Source organism: Ensifer sp. Root278 (assembly GCF_001429285.1).
Classification (GTDB): Bacteria; Pseudomonadota; Alphaproteobacteria; order Rhizobiales; family Rhizobiaceae; genus Ensifer.
Genome location: NZ_LMJJ01000024.1, coordinates 1 through 22514 on the forward strand (window position 1 = coordinate 1; position 22514 = coordinate 22514).

The window sequence follows — 22514 nt, forward strand, 5'->3', positions numbered from 1 at the left end:
CGCGGATCGAGCGCCAGCTCAAAGAACTTGGCCCAGCCGAGCCCGCTTGCCCGCCACACCAGCCCCGACAGCGGGATCAACACGATCAGCACCAGCCAACTCAGCGTGATCCCGAGCGACAGCCCAAAGCCAGGCAAAACACTCGGCTGGCGAAATCGCCAGCGGCTCCCATTGCGTCGGTCCGTCAAATTCCAGTCACCTTTTCAGCCCTGCAACCGCAAACGGTCGCGCCATCCCCTCATCCAAACCGATCATCAAGTCGCCGGTTGGCCGGCTTGTCAGAGCGCCGGTGTATTTCGGCGCCAAACTAACAATTTCACGGGCTCCAACAACGCAATTTTTTGACGCTGGGACGGGTCACAAGGAAACTGATTTCGCTTTTGAGCCGCGTCGATGGAAACACTCTACTGCGAATATAGTTCCATGCCGGATTGTCGATCGTGTGGACGTGAACTTCAGATAAGAAAATAAATACTATCGAATTTATAGATATTAGGCATTCCTTGCTTCTCCACCATCTGTCGCTTGCGCATAGTCGATCCAGAACCGGACCTGCTTGCAACGGGTCGTTGTAACTCCCGGATCGCCTTCGCAAGAGATTGATGTCATGGCAAAAACGCTCATCATTCCGGGATTGTTCGGGTCCGACGAGGGACACTGGCAACGCCATTGGTTGAGAGATCACCCGGATGCCGCACTGGTCGAACAGGTCGATTGGAACCGGCCGAGGCTCGATGATTGGCGCGATGCTCTCGAACGCGAAATCCTCCGGCACGGAATCGTCGACCTGGTGGCCCACAGCCTCGGCTCGGTTCTTGTTGCCAACCTGGCGCGGCGTCCCCTGGCAAGACATGTGCGCAGCGCACTGCTTGTTGCGCCCTGCGACCTTGACCCCACCGATCGCCTGCATCCCGGCGCCATCGATTTCGGCGCGATGCCCGACCTGCCGCTCCCTTTTTCCAGCCTCGTCGTCGGTAGCCTCAACGATCCCTATATGCCTTTCGATCGCCTGCGGCACGTTTCGACACGATGGGGGAGCCGTCTCGTCGACCTTGGCTATGCCGGCCATATCAATATCGCCAGTGGCTTCGGCCGCTGGTCGCATGGCTATGATCTGTTGCGCGTGCTGAACGGCATCGCGCGCCGGGAGCCGGCGCGTGCGCAACCGATCGAACTTGAGGTCATGGACCGCTCACCCGTGCCGAGCGGCCTGGCCTGAAGCCCTGTAAGGAGAGCTAGCCCGACGGGCTCTTCCACATGGCACTTGATGTTCAGATCGTTTCGCGCTCTAATAGCGCACTAACTTTATAGAGTATGCCGTCTAGGGATGACCATGCACCAAAGTGCCAGGCCAACCAGAACAACGGATACGGGCTCGGCCGCTGCCGCGGCGGGCGCTATGTTTTCCCGACCCCGCGACTATGTCGTATATCGAGACCTTGGTCGGCAATATTCACAATTCGGTCGGTGTCCGCGTTCCGAACCGAAACAGCCATGCATTTGAGACTTCGCCGGGGAGAACCGGCCATGGGAGAGTGCAGATGACTGTCCATGGATTGTTTGCGAAGGTCGCTCCCGAGGGAGCCGCTGCGAGAGCCAAACCGCATATCGCTATCATCGGCCGAGGCTTTTCCGGCGTGATGATGGCCATTGCGCTGATGAAGTCGGTGCGGACTGCGTTCCACGTCCACCTCTTCGATCCGCAGCCGACGATCAGCGGCGGGCAGGTGTTGGCCGCCGCCCAGAGTGGCGAGATCCTCAACAGCCGAGTGCGCGACCTTTCGGTCGCCGCCGGCCAGCCGGAGGATTTCAATGAGTGGCTGTTGGCGAATGCCGAATTCCGCGCGGCGGTTTCCGCCGCAATTCCCGGCTTTCAGCAGATCTTCGTGCCGAAGAGCATCTTCAGCGACTACGTCTATCAGCGCTTTTCCGAAGCGCTGACCCGCCGCCCCGATATTTCGATGCAGCTTTCCTGTCAGGCGGTATTGGGGCTGCGCAAGCAAGCCAATGGCCGCTTCCTGGTGGTGCAGGAGGAAGCAACGGTGGAGTGCGATGCCGTCGTGCTGGCAACCGGTTTCGGCCTGCGCCAGGGCGAGATGGAGATCGCCGAGGAGGAGAAGCCGCTGGTGCGCGCCCGCCGCCTCGTCGTGCCGCGTCATACGGTCCTGCTCGGTAGCGGCGTTCGGGTGGTCGACCGCCTGCTGCAATTGCGCGACAACGGCTTTGCCGGCGAGATCACCATTCTCTCCCGGCACGGCTTTCTGCCGCAGCCACACACGCGCCTCGCTGCGGCGCCGACCTTCCCTGTCGAGCCGATGCCGACCCGGCTCGGCGATATCGTTCGCTTCGTCCGGCAGGCTTGCGCGGAGGCGGAAGCTTCCGGCCTTGGCTGGCAGGCGGCCATGAACGGCCTGCGCAGGCGCGCTCGCTCTCTCTGGCAATCTTTGCCTGAGGAGGAAAAGCACCGGTTCAACCGGCACCTTCGGTCGATCTATGACAGCCACCGCAACCGCCTGCCGGCGCCCCTGCACCTGCGGCTCCAGCAGGAGCTTGCCGGCGGGCAAACCACCATTCGGAAGGGCTGGGCGGGCAAGCGCCGTCCTGATGGCTTGATGGTGCGCTGGGCGGGTGAGAGCGAGGAGACGTTGCTTTCCGCCGATCAGGTGATCGACTGTCGCTGCTCGGCGCCGGACCTTCGGGCACCGCTGATGCAGAGCCTTTTTGCCGGTGGCCTGGCGGAGCCGGACGAACTCAGTCTTGGGATTGCCGTCAGCCCGGCTGGCGAAGTTCTGGCCGCCGGGCAGCCGACGCGTAACCTCTATGCGATCGGACCGCTCGGCGTCGGCAGCCTGCCGGACATCGACCTGGTGCCCGAAATCGTGACTCAGACCTATGCGGCGGCGCGATTGATCGCCACCCGACATCGCGTGACGCTGAAAACCGGGTGACGGTACAACGCGATCTCCCGGGGCGTCAGCGTCGTGTCGCCCACGGTACCAGCCATCGCTCGAGCAGGCGCGCCGTTATCTCGAAGACGAAAGCGACGGCCGCGATAACGACAATGCCGGCGATCACCACATCGGTCACCAGAAACTGGGCAGCAGACTGGATCATGAAGCCGAGGCCGCGCGTTGCCGCGACAAGTTCGGCGGCCACCAGCGTCGACCAGCCTGCACCAAGCGCAATCCGGGTCCCGGTCAGGACCGAAGGCAGGGCGCTTGGCAGGATGACGTGGCGTAGCACCTGCAGCCGCGACGCGCCAAAGGCGCGGGCCGCGTTGATGTGATCGCTCGAGGTGGATTTGACGCCGGTCGCCGTGGACAGAATGATCGGCGGCAACATTGCGAGCGCAATGACCGCGATCTTGGAGGCCTCGCCGATTCCCAGCCAGATGATCACCAGCGGCAAATAGGCGAGCGGCGGCAGGGGGCGCAGGAATTCCACGATCGGATCGAGGATGCCTTTCCCGAGCCGGCTTGTGCCGATGGCAATACCGCCCGGCACGCCGAGGAGGATTGCGACTGCAAGAGCCCCGAAAATCCGCAGAAGGCTGGCGCCTACATGCTGGGCGAGGGTCGCGTCGACGAAGCCTGTGACGGCGAGGCTTTGCAGAGCCTTGTAGACGGCGAGCGGCGAGGGCAGGAAGAGCGCCGAGACGAGACCATAGCTTGAGGCAAGGCTCCAAAGGGCAAGCAACGCGACGATCGTCGCCAGGGATATCCAGGCGAGCGGTAGCGGCGATCTCGTCGTGCCCCGTTCCGGTTGCTCGACGATGCCCCGCGGTTGATGCGTCGTCGACGGGGCGCTTTCGATCGAGAGGCTCATGCGGCGATCCCTTCGTCTTCGGCATGGATGAGAGCGGTCAGTTCGTCATGCAAGCGCCGGAACGCAGGCGGACTGCGTATCTCGGCGAGCGATACACCGGTCAGAAGATCACGACCGAACGTGGTTGCGATCTCGCTGGCGATGCGCCCGGGATTAGGCGCGAGCACAATGATGCGGGTCGCGAGCAGAAGCGCTTCCTCGATACTATGGGTGATCAGGAGTGCGCCGACGCCGCTCTTCTGCCAGACATCGAGAAGAAACCCTTGCATCCGGCTGCGCGTGAGTGCGTCGAGTGCGCCGAGCGGTTCATCCATCAGCAGGAACTTCGGGTCTGAGGCAAGCGCCCTGGCGATACCGACCCGCTGGCGCATGCCGCCGGAGAGCTCCCAGACGTGTCGGTCCGCCGCATCGGGCAAACCGACCCGGTTGAGGAGGCTCCGCGCTCTCTCCAGCCGCTCCGGCCTCGCAACGCCGCGCAGGTGAAGCGGAAAGGCGACATTGTCGAGAGCGGTCAGCCACGGATAGAGCGCATCGTCCTGGAAAACCACGGCCCGATCTGCACCCGGACCCGCAACTGGCCGGCCATCGACGCAGACCTGACCGCTGCTTGCCGCCACGAAGCCAGCCGCCAGATTGAGAAGACTGGTCTTACCCGAGCCGGAGCGGCCGATGACGACAACGAATTCGTCGCGGGCGATCTTGAGGTCGATGGAAGCGAGAACAGGGGCGGCCCTGCTGTCGGAAGCTGCATAACGCAGCGTGACCTTTTCGAGGGAAAGAACGGACATCCTGCTGTTCCATATTGGGTGGCACGTCGGACACTCGCCCGGCTCTTTGAGACGGGCGAGCTATCGAACGGGGCGGGTCTCAGAACGAGAGCTTCGCTGCCTCCTGCGCCCATCGGGCGGAGACGTAGGGCGTGTAATCCGGAAGCACCGCGGGAATCTTGCCCTGCTCAAGCAGGAAGGCCGAGGTCTCGGCGATGGCCTTGGCCGTCGCTCCGCCCAAGAGATCGGAACCTGCCTGCTCTTCAAGCGAAGGGAAATAGTAGCCCTTGAGCAGGTTCGGCACCTCCTCAGGCTTTGCACCGGTGAGGCGGGCGATCTTCTCCACCTGCGGCGAACCGGCGTTCCAGCTTTCCGGCCTTGCGCGGTAATCCGCATAGGCGTCGCCGGTCACCTTGACGAAGCCGGTCACGACATCCGGATGCTCCTCGGCAAACTTCTTGCTGACGATCCAGGCATCGAAGGTAGGACCTCCCCATTTCGCCACGTCGCTCGAGGTCGCAAGCACGGTCGCGGTTTTCTTGATCTCGGAGAGCACCGGATCCCAGACATAGGCGCCGTCGATATCGCCGCGCTGCCAGGCAGCCGCGATTTCCGGGGGGCGAAGGTTGAGGATTTCGACCGACTTCGGATCGATGTTCCAGTGTTTCAGGGCCGTGAGCAGGCTGTAATGCGCCGTCGAAACGAAGGGGGTCGCGATCTTCTTGCCAGCAAGCTGCTCCGGCTTGTCGATGCCCTTGACGGCGAGGGCCTCGGCTTCGCTGATCAGTCCGACGACGAAGATGGTTTCGAGGGGGAGTTGCCGGCTGGCGGCAGCGGCGAGCGGCGACGAGCCGACATAGCCGATGTCGATCGACCCGGAGGCGAGCGCGGCGATCACGTCGGCGCCGCCATCAAACTTTTGCCAGGCGATCTTGGCTCCGGTGACCTTTTCGTAGGTGCCATCCGCCTGCGGCACCCGAGACGGCTCGACGATCGGTTGGTAACCGATTGTCAGCGTCGTTTCGGCGGCGTGAGCGGGGAAAGTGGCCTGGCTGGCCAGAAGCAGGGCCGCACTTGCGGCAAGAAGGGTGCGTCTGCGGATCGTCATTGTGTGCTCCTCAACGGTTGGGTCCTGGCCCCGCTGCGGAGCCTCATCACAATGCTGATTAAAAAGGTGGATTTTATATAGATAATTTATTTCCGCATTTCTCTGAACCGCAGTGGTCCCATTCCAAAATAGAGCCGTTTCGGCGCAGCTTCGTGCGCCTGCCGGGGCCTTGCCGAGAGGCTAGAGATCAAGGCCGCCGTAGCGGCCGTTGTGGTAGACGATCGGCTCGCCGGAGCCCGCGCTGATCGCCACGACCCGGCCGAGGATGATGGCGTGGCTGTGGCGCTCGATGATTTCCTCAACCTCGCAGTCGATCGCGGCCAATGCCCCGCTCAACGCTGACGCGCCGCTTGCCAGCCGAACCCAGTCGGCTCCCTCGTAGCGGGCAGGGCCCTTGGCTCCATCCAGGCCGGAGAAGCGCTCCGCCACCCTCTGGTGCTCTCGCGAGAGGACGTTGACGCAGAAATGCCGGTAGCGCTGGATGATCGGCCAGGTCGAAGACGTCCGGTTGATATTGACGATCATGGTCGGCGGGTCCACCGACAACGCCGTCGCCGAGGTGACGGTAGCTCCCGTCCGGTCGTCCCCGATGCCGGCAGTGATCACGGAGACGCCCCCTGAGAAATTGCGCATCGCCACCTTGAGGGCGGGCGCCGTGATCGGCTCGTAGCCGTTGCTGGTTGGAATACTTGCGTCGAATGCTGGAGATGCGGCGAGCGCGATCGTCATGGCCAGTCCCTCGAAAATTTCGCCTAATTCCCGATCGCAAACCGGCGATACGAGAAAAATTTTTCCTCGCATCAAAAATGATAGCCTGATTTTTGATTGTCAATAAATTTTATAGAGTTTATGTTTTTTGCAGTCGGCAAGGCGATCATGGCTGCCGAAACGAACTTACGAGGAGGCATTTGCCGATGAACACTGCGCCCGTAAAAATCCCCGAAAAGATCAATGTTCTCTGGTTTCTGCCGACCCATGGCGACAGCCGCTATCTCGGCACAGCGCGCGGCGGCCGCAATGTCGATATCAACTACCTGAAGCAGGTGGCTCAAGCGGCCGATTCGCTCGGCTACTACGGGGTTCTCATCCCGACGGGGCGCAGCTGCGAAGACAGCTGGGTGGTAGCCTCGGCACTAGCGCCGCTCACGGACAAACTGCGGTTTCTGATTGCGGTGCGGCCAGGCCTTCTATCACCGACGCTGGCGGCGCGCATGACGGCGACGCTCGACCGGCTCTCGAATGGGCGGCTTCTGATCAACGTCGTCACCGGTGGCGACCCGATCGAAAACAAGGGCGACGGTATCCACCTCTCGCACACCGAGCGCTACGAGCTGACCGAGGAGTTCCTCAACATCTACAAAGCCGTGCTTCGCGGCGAAGAAGTCGATTTCAAGGGAAACCACTTCGATATCGAGGGCGGGAAGCTCCTGTTCCAGCCGGTGCAGAAGCCGCATCCGCCGCTCTATTTCGGCGGCTCCTCAGGCAAGGGCCAGGAAGTGGCGGCGCGCACGATCGACAAGTACCTGACCTGGGGCGAGCCTGTCGAGGACGTTGCCAGGAAGATTGCCGAAGTTCGTGCGCTCGCCGATGCCGAGGGCAGGGACGTGACCTTCGGCATCCGCCTTCATGTGATCGTGCGCGAAACCGCCAAGGAGGCATGGCAGGCGGCTGACGAACTGATACAATATGTCGATGACGACACGATTGCCGCCGCACAGAAGGTGTTCGAGCGTATGGATTCGGTTGGTCAGAGCCGCATGAGCCGCCTGCATGGCGGCCGACGGGACAAACTTGAAGTCGCTCCGAATCTCTGGGCCGGGGTCGGCCTGGTGCGCGGCGGCGCGGGCACGGCCCTTGTCGGCGACCCCGACCAGGTGAAGGCTCGCATGGAGGAATACCGTCAGGCGGGCATCGATAGTTTCATCCTGTCCGGCTATCCGCATCTGGAGGAGGCCTATCGTTTCGGTGAACTGGTGCTGCCGAACCTGCCGCTTGCCCATGCGGTTCCGGCCCGCGAAGCGTCGATCAACACCGGGCCGTTTGGCGAGACGATTGCCGGCGATCATCGTCCGAAACTGAAGGTTTCCCAATCGTGACAGGACCGACGCGCCGAACCGTGATCGCAATCGTCGGCGGCGGCTTCACCGGTGCGGCGGTCGCTGCAAATCTCGCGCGGAACGCAGCAAGCGACGGCGCGAGCATCATCGTCTTCGAGCCGCGGGCGCGCCTCGGCGCGGGCCTCGCCTATGACACGGACAATCCTGCGCACCGTATCAATGTGCCGGCCGCGCGCATGAGCCTGATCCCCGATGATCCCGACGATTTCCTCAACTGGATGGCTGCAAAAGGTGAACCGCGCAGCGATCCCGAGGCTCTGGCGGTCGATGGCAATCTCTATCCGCGCCGAGCGGTCTTTGGTCGCTACGTCTGCGAGTTCGTCGCACCGTTCCTGAAAAGTGGAAGGGTCGAGCATCGGCGCGAACGTGTCGCGCATATCGAGCGCCACGGGGATCGTTGGCGTCTGAGTAGCTCAGCCGGCACCGAACTGCTGGCCGATATCGTCGTTATCGCCACCACCCATCCGGCGCCCTGTGCCCCCCGGCGCCTGGATCAGGCACTTGACGGCCACCCGCGCTATGTGACCGATTCCACGGTCGCAGGTGCCTTGGCTTGCATCCGCACCGATGATCACGTCCTTGTCGTCGGAAACGGGCTGACGGCAGCCGACGTGATTGCCTCGCTGGGGCTCGCCGACCATCGCGGGCCGGTCGTCGCCCTTTCACGCCGGGGCTTGCGGTCACGCGGCCATGCCGCAGTGCCCCAGGAGCCGTTCGGCGATTTCACCAGCGACCCGGTGCGAACCGCGCTCGAACTACTGAAGCGGGTCCGACGTGCCGTGCAGGACGCGGCAGACATCGGTACGAACTGGCATGGGGTTTTCGACGCGCTTCGCAGCCAGGGTGGCCAGATCTGGCGGGCCCTGCCGGTGGCGGAGCGCCGCCGCCTCGTGCGCCATCTGCGTCCCTTCTGGGACGTTCACCGTTTTCGCGTGGCGCCGCAGATCGATGGAAGGATCCTGCATGGGCTGGAGCAAGGGCGGCTCCGAATTCTCGGAGCTTCGATCGAGGAGGTGGAGAGACGCGGTCATGTCATCGCCGTCGATATCCGTCACCGACACACCGGTCACCGGGAGCGCCTGCTGTTCGATGCCTGTGTGGTGACGACCGGCCCGGCCCATACCGGCATCCTCTCGAGCCAGGGCTGGCTTGCAGACCTTGCTTCACAGGGATGGCTACGTTTGGATGACGTGGGTTTGGGGCTCGCCTGCGACGAGGCAAGCCGCGCGATCGGGGTGAACGGCACGGCTGAGCCATCGCTGATCGTTGCCGGACCGCTGGCGCGCGGTACCTTCGGTGAACTCATGGGCCTGCCACAGGTCAACGATCACGCGATTTTCGTCGCCGAAGAGATTGCAGGCATGCTGCTGAAGCCTGAGCGAAGCGGCCGACGTGTCGCTTCCGTGGCAAAAATCCAGCGAAGGCCGGTAACGACCGTCCGCGGCGCTGCTAGCCATTGACCGGCGTGGTTTCACCATCGAGACGCCGCGACCAGTCCTCGACCATGCGCGTCTGCAGGCGCTTGGCCGCATAGTCCCGCCAACTAGACGGGAGAATGGCAAGATTGGCGATCTCTTCAAGCGCGTGGCGATTGAGCGTATCGACGTAGAGAAAGTGCCAGAGCCGGGCGATCGTCCACTCGGGATGACGGCGCTCGACGAGGTGCATTCGCTCGCCGGCCGAAACCAGTCCGGCTTCGATGACGCGATAGTACCAGCCGGTGCGGCTGGATTGCTGAAGGCGCCGCGCCATGTCGGGCAAGCCGAAGCGACGGTTCAGTTTCCAGCAGGGCTGCCGGCCCTGGCTCACTTCCAGAAGGGCGCCGCCGAGGCGAAACCGATCTCCGACCGCGACATCGCCCTCCGTCAGGCCCAGGGTCGAGAGATTTTCGCCGAAGGCGCCCGGCTGTTTTAACAGCGGTATGAAGCCGATTTCGTCCGTCCAGGCCCGATAATGATCCCGCGGGTAGTGATGTACGGCCTTGTCGACACCGCCGTGCCTTTTGAGATCGCCCTGATGATCGCCGGAAAAGCCAGTGGCACAGAGCTCAACGGCGCCGTCCAGCGGATGTTTGTCGATACCGCTCAGGGTTCCCCGATCGTCGATCGGCGCGAGGCTGCCGACGAGCAAGGCGTCGAGCGTGATCGGCTGCCGATCAATCATCGATCTGCTCCAGCCAATCGCCAATCATCGCTGCGGCGGCGCGCTTCAGACCGGGGCCGAAGCGCTGGGCATCGGCACGAAGATCCGGCACGCTCAATCCTGCTGCCGCCAATTCGCAGGCATGGCCGACCAACCAGCGTTCGAAGGCAGCACCCGTTTCAGCCTCAGGATGAAACTGCAGGCCGAGGACCTTCCGTCCACGCATGAAAGCCTGCTGTGCGATCTGCGGCGTCGACGCCAGCAAGTCAGCGCCGGGCGGCAGGTCATAGGTGTCGCCATGCCAGTGCAACACGGAAATGTCGGCGAGATGACGGAGAGGTGAGGCGAGGCCTGAAGCAGAGAGGCTCAGCGGCGAAAAGCCGATCTCCTTGATGCCGGAGGAATAGACGCGAGCATCGAGCGCCCGAGCGATCAGTTGCGCACCCAGGCAAATGCCAACGGTCGGCCGATCGGCAGCAAGACGCGCTTGCAGCATCGCGACCTCGTCCGCAACGAAAGGATAGGTCGTATCCTCATAGACGCCGATCGGGCCACCGAGCACGATGAGAAGGTCCGGTTCGGGCGGATCGAACGAAAGATAGTCTGCATCGCCGACATCTCGATACTCGATATCAAACCCTGCCGCGTGCAGCGGAGCCGCAAAGGTGCCAAGGTCTTCGAAATGCACGTGCCGCACGGCAACGGCCTTCTTTGCAGTCATCATCCGTCTCCTCTAGCGGCGTCCATCACGCGTGTCGGGGACCGAGCAGCCGTCGCTCGTGCACCCGAGCGTTTCCGGACCTGCTGCGGCGAAATTCGGGATCGGCGCGGCGAGCAACGTGGCAAGGCGGGCGCCGATGACCATGTCGTCTTCGATCCCGAAGCGATGATGTTCAACGTGACCGTCACGGCCGATGATGATCGCTGTTGGCGTGCCGCGCATGCCGTAGCGCTCCATCGTCTTCGGTATTGGCCCTTCATCCGATGGTTGATCGACGGCGATCGGGAAGGTTAGGCGGTATTCGTGAATGAAGGCCTTGAGCGCGTCCGGCGTCATGACCGCGTGATGCTCGAACACGGAATGCAGGCCGATGACCTGCAGGTCGGTCTCGCGAAAGACGGTCTTGACGCGCTGAGTCTGCGGCAGGCCGTGCGATACACAGGCGGGGCAGAGCATCTGAAAGGCATGGAGGAAAACGACCCGGCCGCGCAGCCGTTCGAGGCTGAAGGGCGCAGGCGTATTGAACCAGGTCGAAACGGCGAGTTCCGGGGCGGCGATCCGATAGTTGCTGTTCATTGTCATCTCCGGAGATGGCCGGACGGGCGCTGCCGTCCGGCCGCCTTGTCAGGCCGCTTCGCGAACGAGCTTCACACCGGGGAAATCGACCGGTACGGCAAGCGCGACGTTGATGTAGTTCGTGAAGAGATTGAGCGCGACATGGGCGATGATCTCGACGACATCCTGATCGTCGTAACCGGCATCACGCAGCGCCCGCACTTCGGCATCAGTGATGTGGCCGCGTGCTTCGACGAGTTTTTGGGCGAAGGTCAACGCCGCCGCCGTCTTCGGGTCGGACGACTTGCCCCGTTGCGCATTCGCCATTTCTTCCGCGGTCGCCCCGGCCTTGCGGCCAAGCGCGGTATGGGCGGCCAGGCAATAGTGGCAATCGTTGCGGTCGGCGACGGCAACGGCGATCTGCTCGCCGAGCTTGGCGCCGAGACGGCCGTTTCCGAGCGCGCCGAAAGAACCCCACATGCTGGCAAGGGCAGCCGGCGAGTTGGCGACCGCCCGGAACATGTTGGGGGCGATGCCGAAGGCGGAGCGGATCTCGCCAAGCAACTCGCCACTGGCGCCGGTTGCCGAATTGGGGTCAACTAGATTAATTCTGCTCATGGTTTTCTCTTTCTATTTGCGTGGAGGGAGAAAATTGCCGGTCCGCCGATGGCAGTCGTCGGACCGGCGCCGACATCATCGGCACCCGCTCGCGGTACTGAGAACGGTGCTCGCGGGCTCCGATGTTGAAGCTGGTGGCGAGAGCATGGCCGCTCGCTCGGTCTTGCGCCGGGCTCGGCTGCCGGCGCGTGTGTTTCCTTTCATTCTCATTTCAGGCCGCGCCGCGGTTGAAAACCCGCCAGGCAGCGTCCCGGTCCGCATCGTCGGCGCTTTCAAATTCACCGCAGTCGACGCGTAACTCCGCCGGCCCGAATGCGGCATCGACGAAGGCGCAATGGTGCGGTGCCTTCGGATCGTCGTAGACATGGGGGCGGAAGTAGCGACAGTTGACGCACATGCGCTGTTCCGGAATGGCGCCAGCCGACTGCAGGCGGCGGATGATCCTGACGAGATGCATCAGCAGGTCCTCCTGCTCAAGCTTGGAGAGGCTCGCGATGGCGTCCTCCGTGGCCGATGCCAGTTGACCGGCCTGGCGAACCGCGGCCTCGCCCTGCAGCGTCACGGCCACTGAAAGGGCCCGCGCGTCGTTGGGGTCGGCCCGTTTCTCGACAAGCCCCTTTCGCAGGAGCGCATTGACCGAATCCGTCGTCGTCGGCTGGCTGACGCCGAGATAGGCGGCGATCTGTTTGACGCGCATACCGCTCCGGTCGCGGGCGACGAGAAAGGTAAGTATCTGCAATTGCGTCGGATTGAGGCCGATCGCCTCGGCGGCCGTCCAGGCCTCGCTGCGCATGGCCGTTGCCACGCGCGATAGCCCGTCACCAATCCGGCCGACCAAGGTGGGTGTATTGCCAGGTTCGTTGCTCATGGTGTCATTAGTATAGGAATCCTATGTATTGTCAACGAGCGTTAGAAAAGCGCTGCGAATTTGACGCGCATCAAAGTAGAGGGGGCAGCGCGGGCCTATTTCTCTGCTCGAACAACCCGAGCCACGGGCTGGTCGCTCAAATGGAGAAGACGATGTTGAATGCAATCAAGAGCGGATTGGGTATCGCCATCGCGGCAATGCTTGTCGCAGCACCTGCAGCCGCCGCAGACTTCGAAGTGCACATGCTGAACAAGGGCAAGGACGGTGCGATGGTGTTCGAGCCGGCGTCGCTGAAAGTTGCGCCCGGCGACACGGTCACCTTCATCCCGACCGACAAGGGGCACAATGTCGAATCCATCAAGGGCATGATCCCGGATGGCGCCGAAGCTTTCAAAAGCAAGATCAATGAAAACTACAAGGTGACCTTTACCGCTCCCGGGGTCTACGCCGTCAAATGCACGCCGCACTACGGCATGGGCATGATCGGCGTTGTCCAGGTCGGCGACGCTCCTGCCAACCTTGACGCCGTGAAGGCTGCCAAGAATCCGAAGAAGGCGCAGGAGCGCCTGGATGCCGCCTTGGCGGCGCTCGGAAACTAAGCGCCTGGCTACGCTTCGGAGCGGGGTGGGGACAGGCCGCTCCTGGCGACCGCGCACTGGGTGAGGCGCGACGCCATCATGCGGAACCAATGCGAAGGCTTCGCGTTGGTTCCGCATGGATCAGATCACTGCCGAGTTGTTCCCGCCTTCACAGATTCCCTATCCCGTCATATTTGCGCGCATCCTCGGTGCGCTGTTTTTAGGTGCCGTCATCGGCTTCGAGCGCGAGGCAAAGGCGCGGCCGGCGGGGCTCAAGACCCATATGCTCGTCTGCCTTGCCGCCTGCACCTTCGGCATCATCTCGCTCGAAAGCGTCCGTCTCGGGGGTTTCTTCGACGATCGCGTCCGCCTCGATCCGTTGCGGGTTGTGGAAGCGGTGACGGCGGGCGTCGCCTTTCTCGCCGCCGGCACCATCGTGCTTTCCAGGGGTGAAGTTCAGGGGATAACGACTGGCGCCAGCCTGTGGCTCGCGGGGGCCATCGGTCTTGCGGTGGGCTTCGGTCAGTGGGTTGTTGCCGGTTTTGCAGTTGCCTCCGCCTTCTCTGTCCTCTTCGTCATCGGCTCCATCGAGGCGCGGGCCATGCCCCACCAAAGGCCGGACGTCGAACCACAGGACGAGGCGAGCAATACCCAGGCCAGGCGTTAGGATTGACCTTCACGCGATTTGATCGAGCGCCCGGTCATCTCAAAAAGTTATCAATTTGCATGAGTTAACGACGATACTATTCTGATGTTTATAGATATTATCGATTGCTGTCCGAGATCGTTTTCCCAGCTCATTCTCGTCAAATCCCAGGCCGACAGAGCGTTATGCAGGGAAAGATTCTGGCGCGCCGGAAGCGTGCTGCTTCTCGTCCGCATGGCAGCGATCGGCCTCACCGAAAAATAGAATATACCTATCTAAACAATATATTGCGCCATTTATCTCATCTAATTTGTGGCACGATGGCCGAAAGCGCCGCGCGTGGACGGTTTGAGCACAGCGCGCTCCTGGTCGATGGCGGATCGCACCAAATCTGTTCGGCAATTCCTGCCGAAACCGCTAAAGTCGACAGACGCTGTATCAAGGAAGGTTCGATGGACTCCACCGGTTCCCTTGCTGCCAAATTGCTATCGGCGACGCTGTTGTTCGACCAGACGTCTTTGTCCGCATTGGAGGCTTTGGCCGCCAACTCCGATCGCAGGATCTTGCGCCGCGGCGAAGTTCTCGTTCGTGAGGGAGACCGCTCGGACCGGTTCTTCGTCGTTCTGTCGGGCCGCTTCGCGGTGCACCGGGAGGGAACTGCCCAGCCTGTCGCCGAGATCGGCCAGGGCGAGCTTGTCGGTGAGGTCGGCTTCTTTGCCGCGCTGCCCCGTATTGCCACCGTGATTGCAGCGCGTGATTCCATCGTACTCGAGATTCGCGACGACCAGTTCGAGAGGGCTGCCAAGGCGTTGCCCAGCCTGCGCCAGTCGGTGACGACGTTTCTCGCGCGCCGGTTCGCCATGCAGTCTCCAGCGCCGGCGCATACCAAGCATCCCTGCAGGCTTCGGACGCTGGCGATCGTTCCTGCGGGCCGCAGTCGTATTTCCCCTGATTTCATCGCACAGCTCCGTACCGCATTTGCTGCGGACAAGCGGGCCGTGTTCCTGACGCGAAGGGATCTCGAAGACCGCTTCGCCAGGCTTCCGATCGACGATCAGCCGGTGCTCGACTGGCTGAACCATCTCGAGATCAAGGCGGATATCATCGTTTATGTCGCCGATGACGAGCCAAGCGACTGGACGCGTGTGTGTATCCGCCAGGCTGACAACGTCCTGCTGTTTGCCGATGCATCCGACCCGCCGGGCCTCAGCCCCTGCGAGGCGTTGGCGCTCTCGGTCCATACGCCGTCCAACCTTCGGCTTGTGCTTGTTCACCGGACGCGCGCGGCAACGGTTACCGGAACTGCCGCCTGGCTCGACGCACGGCCCGGCGTTCGCCAGCATCACCACGTTTCGCTGGAAGATCGGTTGGATGTCGAACGTCTGGCCCGTTTCCTCTCAGGTAAGGCCAGGGGCTTTGTCGCTGCCGGCGGGGGCTCGCTCGGCTGCGCGCATATCGGTGTCTACAAGGCATTCGTCGAGGCGGGTGCGTCCTTCGACTATCTTGGCGGCACCAGTTCCGGAGCCGCTATCATGGCTGGCTTCGCCAGCGGATTGGACGCCGACGCCATCGATCGGGGAACACACCTCATCTTCGTCAAGAGCCGCGCGTTTCGTCGCCTCACCTTGCCGCAATATGCGCTGCTCGATCACAAGGTGCTCGACCGCACGCTGCACGCGGAATATGGCGACGTTCTGATCGAGGACCTCTGGCTTCCGTTCTTCGCTCTATCGACCAATCTCAGCAGCCGGCAGGCGCATGTCCATCGCCGGGGAAAACTTTGGCAGGCTGTCAGGGCGTCAGGCTCGATCCCCGGCGTCCTGCCGCCGTTCTTTACGGCCGAAGGCGATATGCTTGTCGATGGGGCCATCATGAACAATCTGCCGCTGGAGCAGATGAAAGAACTCAAAACCGGCCCCAATGTGGTCGCGAGCCTGGGATCCGACGGACCACGGAAGCATCATGTCGACTATGACAGTATTCCGGGAGCGTCCGAACTGGCGGTGCGGATGCTCACACCCTTCGGTCGTGCCAACCTGCCGAAGGTCCCGAGCGTGATCCAGGTGATCACGGCGAGCGTGCTGGCCCACAGGCCGGAAGAAGTCATGCTCGGTGAATGCGACCTGCTCGTCTCCCCGCCAATTTCGAGCGCAATCGGGTTCATGGACTGGAGCCGGCATTCCGAGCTCTACGTCGAAGCTTACGACTGGACGAAACGATGGATCGAGGGCCGCCTCAGCGAGAGCGACCCGAAGCTGCTGCAGATACTTGGCATTCCGTCTGGGCACGAGCTATCGCAGGCAATCGGTAGCAGGGGCGTATTCGGTGGTTGAAAATGTGGCGGTGAAACGTGATTGTCTTGGAGTTCCGCGTGAATATCATCGCTCATTCCGAATTGTCACCGTCCTCTTGCGGTTGTAGTATTTTAGGATAGCCTTGTGGGGGATTGGCCCGCATCGGCTATTCCGTTTGGTGGTGAGAAAGATCAATAAATAGAGAGCCCTCGGACAGGCAGCGGCTCGAATTCGAAATGCTTCGTCCCCGGATTGGTATGCCGATCGGGTTCCCTTGGATGTACCTGCGGGACGTCTTTGGCATACGGCGCACGGCAAGCGTGTGCCCCGCCACAGTGTTCCCATTTGCCTGAAGTGGATCGACACGATGCCTGAGAAAAAAGATCTAGACCCGACCGCAAAGCCCTTAAGCGCCCAAGATCTGAGAAAGCAGATGCTCCAGCGCGAAATGGAGGAGATGGACAAGGAGCGGCGGCTGAAAGCCCTCGAAGAACAGAAGCATGCCGACTTTGCCGCTGATTTTCTCAAAGAACATGTGACGGAAGAGGAAATTGGTATCGTCCGCCGCCTTGTCACAAACGCCGTCAAGGCCGGTAAATTCGAGGCGTTGGTCTATAGCTTCCCCTCCGAGCTTTGCACGGATAGCGGACGCGCCATCAACAGCGCTGACCGTGACTGGCCGCAGACCCTGCAGGGCAAGGCGAAGGAATTTTTCGATCGCTATCAGACATACGGCAAGCCGCAGGGCTATAAGCTGAAGGCGATGATCATCAACTTTCCGGGCGGTGTGCCCGGCGATGTCGGGTTCTTCCTGAACTGGGCTCCGGACAAGGCCTGAAGCTTGTCGCGCAAAAGTGCGCAGCGGTTTTGCGACAACGACATGCGAAATATCAAGAACTTAAAGCGCAAGGAGCGAATCTGAAAGATCGCGACGCGCTTTAGGCGCGACCATACCCGGTGTCGAATGACCCGCCGGCATCGGTGGTTCCGCATTCCTACTATCAGGGAACGCTCAACCGTTTCTGTAAGCCCGCGCCAGAAGGCGCGGGCTTATCAGCCTTAGAAAACGTCAGGTACGGTTCTGCGAATGTGATCGTCGTCTGCGAAGCCGCCCGGTCGCTTCTGGCGCTTGCCGAGGTCCGGTTCGGAAAACTTCACGCGCTCATAGGGGATCGAGGCGAGAATATGCGAGATGCAATTGATCCGCGCCCGCTTCTTGTCGTCTGACGGTACAATCCACCAGGGCGCATACTCCGTGTCCGTCATGCGGATCATCTCGTTATAGGCCCGGGTGTAGTCCCACCAGCGCTGATAGGATTCGACATCCATCGGGCTGAGTTTCCACTGGCGCAACGGGTCTGCGATGCGTTGACGGAACCGGCGCTCCTGTTCCTTCTCGCTGACATCGAGGAAGTATTTCAGCAGGACGATGCCGCTTTCGACCATTGCCGCTTCGAAGCGGGGTGCGAGTTCGAGGAAACGTCGGGCGCTGTCATCCGAGCAAAAGCCCATGACGCGTTCCACGCCCGGGCGGTTGTACCAGGACCGGTCGAAAATCACCACTTCGCCGGCCGCCGGCAGGTGTTGAATGTAGCGTTGCATGTAGATCTGCGATTTTTCCCGCTCCGTTGGCGCGGGCAGGGCCGTGACCCGGAAGACACGGGGGCTGACGCGCTCGGTAAACCGCCTGATCACGCCGCCCTTGCCAGCGGCATCGCGTCCTTCGAAGACAATGACGATGCGGGCGCCGGTCTTTTTAACCCAGGCCTGCAGGTGTGCGATCTCTTCCTGCAGCCGGGCGAGTTCCTTGGCGTAACCACTGGATGATCGTTCCTCTGATGCCGCTGCTTCGGCAGCGGCGCCGTTCTTTTCCTTATTCTTTTTCTTGCCTTCGTGTTTTCCCATCGTTCCCTCCCGTTTCGATACTGCGCGCTGTTTTCATGGCGTCGGAGTTCGCAGTGATTTCCCCGTCCGCCGTCTTACCTTCGCCGTATCGGGCCTCGTAGGCGTCGAGCGCGTCCTCCATGCCCTCGAAGACCATGCTCGGGCCAATTCTTTCGATGATGCCCGCCCGGTCGAGGAGGGCGCGGGCATCCGTGTGCAATTCCGCCAGGCCGAGCGCAATGTCGCGCGCCTTTAGTTCGTCGGTCAGTTCCCCGAGCATCTCGGCGGCGGTGCTGTCGATCTGGGGGATCGCACTGGCATCGATGACCAGCCAATGGGCCGGCGGCGGCAATTCGTCGGCAATGGCCGTCAAGCGCTCCCGCACATAGTCCGCATTGTAGAAAAGCAGGCTGTCCTGGATCATGCAGGCGCCGAAGCCCGGCACAGGACGTGCATCCGGTGCGCGATGCAGCTTATAGAAGCCGTCCCGACCAGGAATCCTGCCGAGTAGGGCGTCGTGCGGATACATGGCCTGCAGCAGCAGATAGATCAGCGTTGCGGCAATGGCGATGACCACGCCGTTCAAGACGCCGAGCCCGATCGGTCCCCACAAGGCGATCAGAGCGAATACGAATTCGATCCGGTTGACGCGCCATATGCGCCTCAGGCCTTCGAGGTCGATCAAACTGAGTGCGGTTGCCGCGAGAATCGCACCCAACGCGGCGATCGGCAGGATGCGCAGAACGCTGCCGAGAAACACAAGCACCGCCATGAGGGTCGCGGCCGCGACCAGGCTTGCGATTTGTGAACGACCGCCGACGGCAAAGTTGACGGCGGTGCGGGAATCCGAAGCCGTGACCGGAAACGTGCCGAACAGCCCGGCGGCGAAGTTTGCCGCACCGAAGCCCGTCAGTTCACGGTTCGGATCGACGCGGTAGCCGCCGAGCGTTGCGAAACTACGCGCGGCAATGACACCGGAGCCGAAGCTGACGAGGAAGATGGCGGCTCCGCCGGTCAGCAAGGCATCAATCGGCAGGTTCCCAATGCGCGGCAGGACGAGCGACGGCAGCCCTTGCGGTATGTCGCCGACGACCGCCATTCCGTGTCCCTCGAAGTCAAAGAGAAAGGAAAGCAGCACAGCCAAAAAAACGACTATTACCGGGCCAGGTATGGGCGAGCGATAGATGCGGGCCACTTGCAAGAGTGCAAAACAGGCCAAGGCGAACGCCAGGGTGGGCCAATGGATCGAACCGGCTTGCCGCAGGAGTTCGAGCACAGGTGATACCAAGCCCTCGGACTCGATATTGACGCCGGTAAAGCGCTTGATCTGCCCAACCAGGATCGACAGCGAGATGCCGGCGAAAAAGCCGGTCAGGATCGGGCGTGACAGAAAGGTCGCCAGCACCCCGAGCCGTACAAGGCGCGCAATCAGGCATAGGATGCCGACGATCAGCGCCAGCAGCGCGGCTGCTGTCACGCGGTCGACCGTCGCGCCGGATGTAGCGAATACCGTTGTCAGAACCGCTGCCAACACGGTCATCGTGGCAGCGTCCGGACCAACGATGAGCTGGCGCGACGGGCCGAAGACCGCATAGGCGATGAGCGGCGTGATGCTGGCATAGAGGCCGGTTTCGGCGGGCAGTCCGGCTATGGCCGGGTAGGCGATGGCGCTGGGAAGGCCAACGGCGGCAATTGCAAGTCCGGCGGAGATATCGTTGCGTAGCCATCCGACGCGGTAACCTTCCAGGTTCGCGAGCAAAGGCAGGCGAGGCAGAGTAAATGCCATGCTCGGGCCCCCGGACTATGCCTCCTCCAGCCGGCAACGATTCCGCGCCGAACAAGAGGGCCAAACGAATGAACCATAGCATCGCGAATATTAGAGATGCAAAACTTTTCGTTTTGCCTGGCCACGCACGATGCGCAAAAGTTGCAGCGTCCGCTCAGTGAAAGCCTCCACAACGTGTGCCTGATACTGATCTCACCGCGGAGCGGCTTGAGACCGCTCGTCTGCAGATGCGCCTACACCGGACACCCGAAGCCCAGGTCGCCTTAATTGGACGCGCGCGCCCGCCCCGCAGGATGCCCGAAGGGCGGTGAGGGCGGGCTCTATCCCTTCACGTATCGCGGGCTCTCAACGATCCTTCCATCCCGAATGCGCATGTTAACTCCGCGAACCCGGTCCGTCTCGTTTTTGCTTCAACGCAGCTGCCGGCGGATGATCCCGCGGTCGTTGCTGGCCTGCTCGAAGTCGCATATCTGGACGATCCGACGCGAATTCCTGCCTTGGTCGACGAAGCGCTGGAAAGGCTGCTCGTCCGGCGCAAAACTCAACATAGCGCGTGAGCGTGCCTGCGAGATTTCCCGCCGGCGAAGGACGTTCCGCAACGCGGGTGTCGCCGGATTGCAAGGCTTCCGTGACAGAGCGCTGCGCGCAACTGAGGCGCAAGATGGCGCACCACACCGAACGGCGCAGTCCATGGAAATGCCGTCCGGGCGTCGCTGTTAAACCTTGGGCATGACGCCTTTGTTGACCAGCCATGTCTCGAAGGTGCCCGGGCATCCTTCGTTGAGCCATCTTCCCCGGTAAGAGAAACCGGGGGTGGCGCGTCCGCCGCTGACGAAGCCTTCGTCGTAACGACCGATCGCACCAACTGTTTTATGCATCTTTCCGGGATGTTTCTTCTTGGCCTTTGAGAATTTCACTGGATACCCCCACGCATTACAACCGTGAAGTCATAGCGTCTCACAGTGCACGCAGCCGTCAAGGATTAGACAAATGCGTAAATGGGGTTAGAAAACTGGCCAAGTGCCGCTCCGCCGATAGCCACATGCGGAAGCCTGCCGCGCCGACAGGCTTCACATCGTTCTCGGCTCCGAAGAGTTCGGGCCACGGTTCGACCGTAGTCCGTATTCGTGGTTGCCGAATTCATCCTAATTGCCCCCGGATAATCCGCCGCCGCTGGCGGTGATGGTCTGGCTGCCTTGATGACGTCCGCGTCGTGCACGACCTTGCCGCCGAGCAGGGTCAGGACGGAGCGGACCGTGTCGATCTCGCCCACCGGCATGGTCATGTGCGGTTTGTCGAGCACGGCAAGGTCGGCGAGCTTGCCCGCGGAAAGCGTACCGCGATCCTCTTCCGCAAAGCCGATCCATGCGGCGCTTCGCGTATAGAGACGAAGCGCTTCTTCGCGCGTCAGCAACTGATCATCCGCCTTTTGCACCGAACCTCCGGTCGAACACACCCTGTTCGATCCAGCGGTAATAACGCCGTTTGACTGTCTAATAGGGGCCGAAGCGGTCTTCGGGCATGTCACGCCAGCGGGCACCCGATCGGGCAAGCCACAACACCGCGTCGAAGAACCGGCGCCCGTCGCTGCGCGGGCCGCGCCTGCCTTTGCGACCGCCGGGCGCAAACGGCTTCAGCCGCTCCCACTGATCATCCCTGAGAACCTCACCATCCATCGCCAACCTCCAAAAGTCAGCGTTGAATCTGATCTGCCCCCAAAACGGAATCCCAAATGGTTAATTCGTCACCACAGCCTAATCCATTCTGGAGGAAATTCTCAGGGGCAGGTCAGGCGGCGCTGAAATAGTTTCTGCATTCGGCTGGAACAGGGCACAAGAGTTTCACTCTCCGTGGGTCGGGGGCCAGTTGCCCGAGTAGACGGTGGCCAGGATGGTCTGCTCCCGGACTTTCTTTATCCGCTTGCGGAACGGATCATGGCTCGCGATTTCGAGCATCAGTGAAAGACGGGCCGAGCGCATCGCATCGCTGAGCCTACGTTTCGGCGGGTCGGCCAGGATTGGCGGTAGATGTCGAGTTGCAGATCCGCTGCTCATTGCAGGCTAAAGCGTTTGGTGACCATTTCTCGCCCGAAGTGAGCAAGCGCTGCCCGACGATCGGGTATCATTGATTAAGCTCTCCATTTGTGCGGCAAGGCGGCTGGCTCAGCTGCGCCCTCAGCCAAGCCGTAAAAACCTTGCCGCAAGGACAGCTCGCATGTCGAGGGCTCGAACGCTTCAGAGAACGCCTCTTCTACCCTAGACGATCAGCGGGGGACCAATGGAAAGCGCGCGCAACGCCGAACCCCACGAGATCGGCAGCGGCGTAGACATTTGTGGGTAAGATCGGCGCCGGGAAGCACTATCACCTCTCGGCCGTGGTTCACCGCACCTGCTCCTGTTGCCACCGCGGCGCCAAGCTCTCAAGCTCTCGCGTTCCCATGATCGACGGAACCGAGGCTGGAACGTGAGACATCACCTCGTTGACAACGTGCTGTGCAAGATCTGAATGGAGTTGCCCCATAAAAACCGGACAGGATCAGGTTTCTGTTTGACGGTTTAAGAACTCGCGCGGTGATCGATATCCCAAAGCCTTGTGCGGGTGAAGC

At 61.9% G+C, this 22514-nt stretch carries 21 protein-coding genes and 2 pseudogenes; 8 read left to right on the plus strand and 15 right to left on the minus strand.

Features of this window, described 5'->3' with window-relative positions; translation table 11 throughout:
- Positions 1-188, minus strand: a pseudogene (locus tag ASE60_RS33915) (molybdate ABC transporter permease subunit); the annotation flags it as partial.
- Positions 189-607: 419 nt separating this feature from the next.
- Here ASE60_RS33915 and ASE60_RS19020 point away from each other — a divergent pair.
- Complete coding sequence (locus ASE60_RS19020) at positions 608-1219, plus strand: alpha/beta hydrolase (RefSeq protein ID WP_057252129.1); 612 nt, start codon at positions 608-610, stop codon at positions 1217-1219.
- 322 nt (positions 1220-1541) lie between these two features.
- Entirely contained in the window at positions 1542-2948 is a 1407-nt protein-coding gene (locus ASE60_RS19025; protein ID WP_057252130.1) for an FAD/NAD(P)-binding protein, read from the plus strand.
- A gap of 25 nt (positions 2949-2973) precedes the next feature.
- Here the strand turns inward: ASE60_RS19025 and ASE60_RS19030 are convergent, their stop codons facing one another.
- The 4 genes from ASE60_RS19030 to ASE60_RS19045 form a co-directional block, all read right to left on the minus strand.
- The gene (locus tag ASE60_RS19030; protein WP_082615923.1) at positions 2974-3825 is read right to left on the minus strand and encodes an ABC transporter permease subunit; all 852 of its coding nucleotides are present in this window, start codon (positions 3823-3825) and stop codon (positions 2974-2976) included.
- Positions 3822-4613 (minus strand): ABC transporter ATP-binding protein, encoded by a 792-nt coding sequence (locus ASE60_RS19035; protein ID WP_057252131.1) that lies wholly within the window; start codon positions 4611-4613, stop codon positions 3822-3824. Before ASE60_RS19035 ends, ASE60_RS19030 begins: the two co-directional genes overlap by 4 nt.
- A 79-nt stretch (positions 4614-4692) precedes the next feature.
- Positions 4693-5700, minus strand: a complete 1008-nt coding sequence (gene tauA, locus ASE60_RS19040; RefSeq protein ID WP_057252132.1) for a taurine ABC transporter substrate-binding protein — start codon at positions 5698-5700, stop codon at positions 4693-4695.
- Positions 5701-5880: 180 nt separating this feature from the next.
- Positions 5881-6333, minus strand: coding sequence for a flavin reductase family protein (locus tag ASE60_RS19045; RefSeq protein WP_234793234.1), 453 nt, complete (start codon positions 6331-6333; stop codon positions 5881-5883).
- A 281-nt stretch (positions 6334-6614) separates the two neighbouring features.
- On the opposite strand from ASE60_RS19045, the gene ssuD reads away from it, so the two are divergent.
- The gene (ssuD, locus tag ASE60_RS19050) at positions 6615-7796 is read left to right on the plus strand and encodes an FMNH2-dependent alkanesulfonate monooxygenase (RefSeq protein WP_057252133.1); all 1182 of its coding nucleotides are present in this window, start codon (positions 6615-6617) and stop codon (positions 7794-7796) included.
- Positions 7793-9277: an FAD/NAD(P)-binding protein gene (locus ASE60_RS19055; protein ID WP_244495663.1), complete on the plus strand. Its 1485-nt coding sequence runs from the start codon at positions 7793-7795 to the stop codon at positions 9275-9277. The genes ssuD and ASE60_RS19055 overlap by 4 nt, the downstream gene beginning before the upstream one ends.
- On the opposite strand, the gene ASE60_RS19060 is transcribed toward ASE60_RS19055, so the two are convergent.
- The 5 genes from ASE60_RS19060 to ASE60_RS19080 all read right to left on the minus strand — a co-directional run bounded on the left by ASE60_RS19060 (position 9267) and on the right by ASE60_RS19080 (position 12721).
- On the minus strand, positions 9267-9980 hold the full coding sequence (locus tag ASE60_RS19060) for an MOSC domain-containing protein (RefSeq protein ID WP_057252134.1): 714 nt from the start codon (positions 9978-9980) through the stop codon (positions 9267-9269). The two genes, ASE60_RS19055 and ASE60_RS19060, sit on opposite strands and share 11 nt — an antisense overlap.
- Entirely contained in the window at positions 9973-10680 is a 708-nt protein-coding gene (locus ASE60_RS19065; protein ID WP_057252135.1) for a glutamine amidotransferase, read from the minus strand. Before ASE60_RS19065 ends, ASE60_RS19060 begins: the two co-directional genes overlap by 8 nt.
- Positions 10681-10692: 12 nt before the next feature.
- A complete protein-coding gene (locus ASE60_RS19070) occupies positions 10693-11262 on the minus strand; it encodes a redoxin domain-containing protein (RefSeq protein ID WP_200964189.1) in 570 nt (189 codons plus the stop codon).
- 42 nt (positions 11263-11304) lie between these two features.
- Positions 11305-11853, minus strand: a complete 549-nt coding sequence (locus ASE60_RS19075) for a peroxidase-related enzyme (protein ID WP_057252136.1) — start codon at positions 11851-11853, stop codon at positions 11305-11307.
- A gap of 211 nt (positions 11854-12064) precedes the next feature.
- Positions 12065-12721 carry a MarR family winged helix-turn-helix transcriptional regulator gene (locus tag ASE60_RS19080; protein WP_057252137.1) on the minus strand — a complete coding sequence of 219 codons (657 nt, stop codon included), beginning with the start codon at positions 12719-12721 and terminating at the stop codon, positions 12065-12067.
- A gap of 197 nt (positions 12722-12918) precedes the next feature.
- Between ASE60_RS19080 and ASE60_RS19085 the strand changes: the two genes are divergently transcribed.
- The 4 genes from ASE60_RS19085 to ASE60_RS19100 all read left to right on the plus strand — a co-directional run bounded on the left by ASE60_RS19085 (position 12919) and on the right by ASE60_RS19100 (position 17077).
- Positions 12919-13320 (plus strand): pseudoazurin, encoded by a 402-nt coding sequence (locus ASE60_RS19085; RefSeq protein ID WP_057252145.1) that lies wholly within the window; start codon positions 12919-12921, stop codon positions 13318-13320.
- 115 nt (positions 13321-13435) lie between these two features.
- The gene (locus tag ASE60_RS19090) at positions 13436-13966 is read left to right on the plus strand and encodes an MgtC/SapB family protein (RefSeq protein ID WP_057252138.1); all 531 of its coding nucleotides are present in this window, start codon (positions 13436-13438) and stop codon (positions 13964-13966) included.
- 431 nt (positions 13967-14397) lie between these two features.
- Complete coding sequence (locus ASE60_RS19095; RefSeq protein WP_057252139.1) at positions 14398-16278, plus strand: patatin-like phospholipase family protein; 1881 nt, start codon at positions 14398-14400, stop codon at positions 16276-16278.
- A 328-nt stretch (positions 16279-16606) separates the two neighbouring features.
- Positions 16607-17077, plus strand: a complete 471-nt coding sequence (locus ASE60_RS19100; RefSeq protein WP_057252140.1) for a hypothetical protein — start codon at positions 16607-16609, stop codon at positions 17075-17077.
- A 221-nt stretch (positions 17078-17298) separates the two neighbouring features.
- Here ASE60_RS19100 and ppk2 read toward each other — a convergent pair whose 3' ends face one another.
- From ppk2 to ASE60_RS19120, 5 genes and pseudogenes are all read right to left on the minus strand, one after another.
- On the minus strand, positions 17299-18144 hold the full coding sequence (gene ppk2 / locus ASE60_RS19105) for a polyphosphate kinase 2 (protein WP_057252141.1): 846 nt from the start codon (positions 18142-18144) through the stop codon (positions 17299-17301).
- Positions 18113-19909 carry a SulP family inorganic anion transporter gene (locus ASE60_RS19110; protein ID WP_082615929.1) on the minus strand — a complete coding sequence of 599 codons (1797 nt, stop codon included), beginning with the start codon at positions 19907-19909 and terminating at the stop codon, positions 18113-18115. Before ASE60_RS19110 ends, ppk2 begins: the two co-directional genes overlap by 32 nt.
- 716 nt (positions 19910-20625) lie before the next feature.
- Positions 20626-20826 carry a hypothetical protein gene (locus ASE60_RS34670; RefSeq protein ID WP_143033022.1) on the minus strand — a complete coding sequence of 67 codons (201 nt, stop codon included), beginning with the start codon at positions 20824-20826 and terminating at the stop codon, positions 20626-20628.
- A 65-nt stretch (positions 20827-20891) separates the two neighbouring features.
- Positions 20892-21344 carry an amidohydrolase family protein gene (locus tag ASE60_RS19115; protein ID WP_057252142.1) on the minus strand — a complete coding sequence of 151 codons (453 nt, stop codon included), beginning with the start codon at positions 21342-21344 and terminating at the stop codon, positions 20892-20894.
- Positions 21345-21405: 61 nt separating this feature from the next.
- Positions 21406-21585: pseudogene (locus tag ASE60_RS19120) on the minus strand (transposase); the annotation flags it as partial.
- Between the last annotated feature and the right edge of the window lie 929 nt (positions 21586-22514).

Coding starts and splice junctions, on each gene's coding strand:
- ASE60_RS19020 (WP_057252129.1), top strand. CDS start 608: ATGGCAAAAACGCTCATCATTCCGGGATTGTTCGGGTCCGACGAGGGA.
- ASE60_RS19025 (WP_057252130.1), top strand. CDS start 1,542: ATGACTGTCCATGGATTGTTTGCGAAGGTCGCTCCCGAGGGAGCCGCT.
- ASE60_RS19030 (WP_082615923.1), bottom strand. CDS start 3,825: ATGAGCCTCTCGATCGAAAGCGCCCCGTCGACGACGCATCAACCGCGG.
- ASE60_RS19035 (WP_057252131.1), bottom strand. CDS start 4,613: ATGTCCGTTCTTTCCCTCGAAAAGGTCACGCTGCGTTATGCAGCTTCC.
- tauA (WP_057252132.1), bottom strand. CDS start 5,700: ATGACGATCCGCAGACGCACCCTTCTTGCCGCAAGTGCGGCCCTGCTT.
- ASE60_RS19045 (WP_234793234.1), bottom strand. CDS start 6,333: ATGCGCAATTTCTCAGGGGGCGTCTCCGTGATCACTGCCGGCATCGGG.
- ssuD (WP_057252133.1), top strand. CDS start 6,615: ATGAACACTGCGCCCGTAAAAATCCCCGAAAAGATCAATGTTCTCTGG.
- ASE60_RS19060 (WP_057252134.1), bottom strand. CDS start 9,980: ATGATTGATCGGCAGCCGATCACGCTCGACGCCTTGCTCGTCGGCAGC.
- ASE60_RS19065 (WP_057252135.1), bottom strand. CDS start 10,680: ATGACTGCAAAGAAGGCCGTTGCCGTGCGGCACGTGCATTTCGAAGAC.
- ASE60_RS19070 (WP_200964189.1), bottom strand. CDS start 11,262: ATGACAATGAACAGCAACTATCGGATCGCCGCCCCGGAACTCGCCGTT.
- ASE60_RS19075 (WP_057252136.1), bottom strand. CDS start 11,853: ATGAGCAGAATTAATCTAGTTGACCCCAATTCGGCAACCGGCGCCAGT.
- ASE60_RS19080 (WP_057252137.1), bottom strand. CDS start 12,721: ATGAGCAACGAACCTGGCAATACACCCACCTTGGTCGGCCGGATTGGT.
- ASE60_RS19085 (WP_057252145.1), top strand. CDS start 12,919: ATGCTTGTCGCAGCACCTGCAGCCGCCGCAGACTTCGAAGTGCACATG.
- ASE60_RS19090 (WP_057252138.1), top strand. CDS start 13,436: ATGGATCAGATCACTGCCGAGTTGTTCCCGCCTTCACAGATTCCCTAT.
- ASE60_RS19095 (WP_057252139.1), top strand. CDS start 14,398: ATGGACTCCACCGGTTCCCTTGCTGCCAAATTGCTATCGGCGACGCTG.
- ASE60_RS19100 (WP_057252140.1), top strand. CDS start 16,607: ATGCCTGAGAAAAAAGATCTAGACCCGACCGCAAAGCCCTTAAGCGCC.
- ppk2 (WP_057252141.1), bottom strand. CDS start 18,144: ATGGGAAAACACGAAGGCAAGAAAAAGAATAAGGAAAAGAACGGCGCC.
- ASE60_RS19110 (WP_082615929.1), bottom strand. CDS start 19,909: ATGGCATTTACTCTGCCTCGCCTGCCTTTGCTCGCGAACCTGGAAGGT.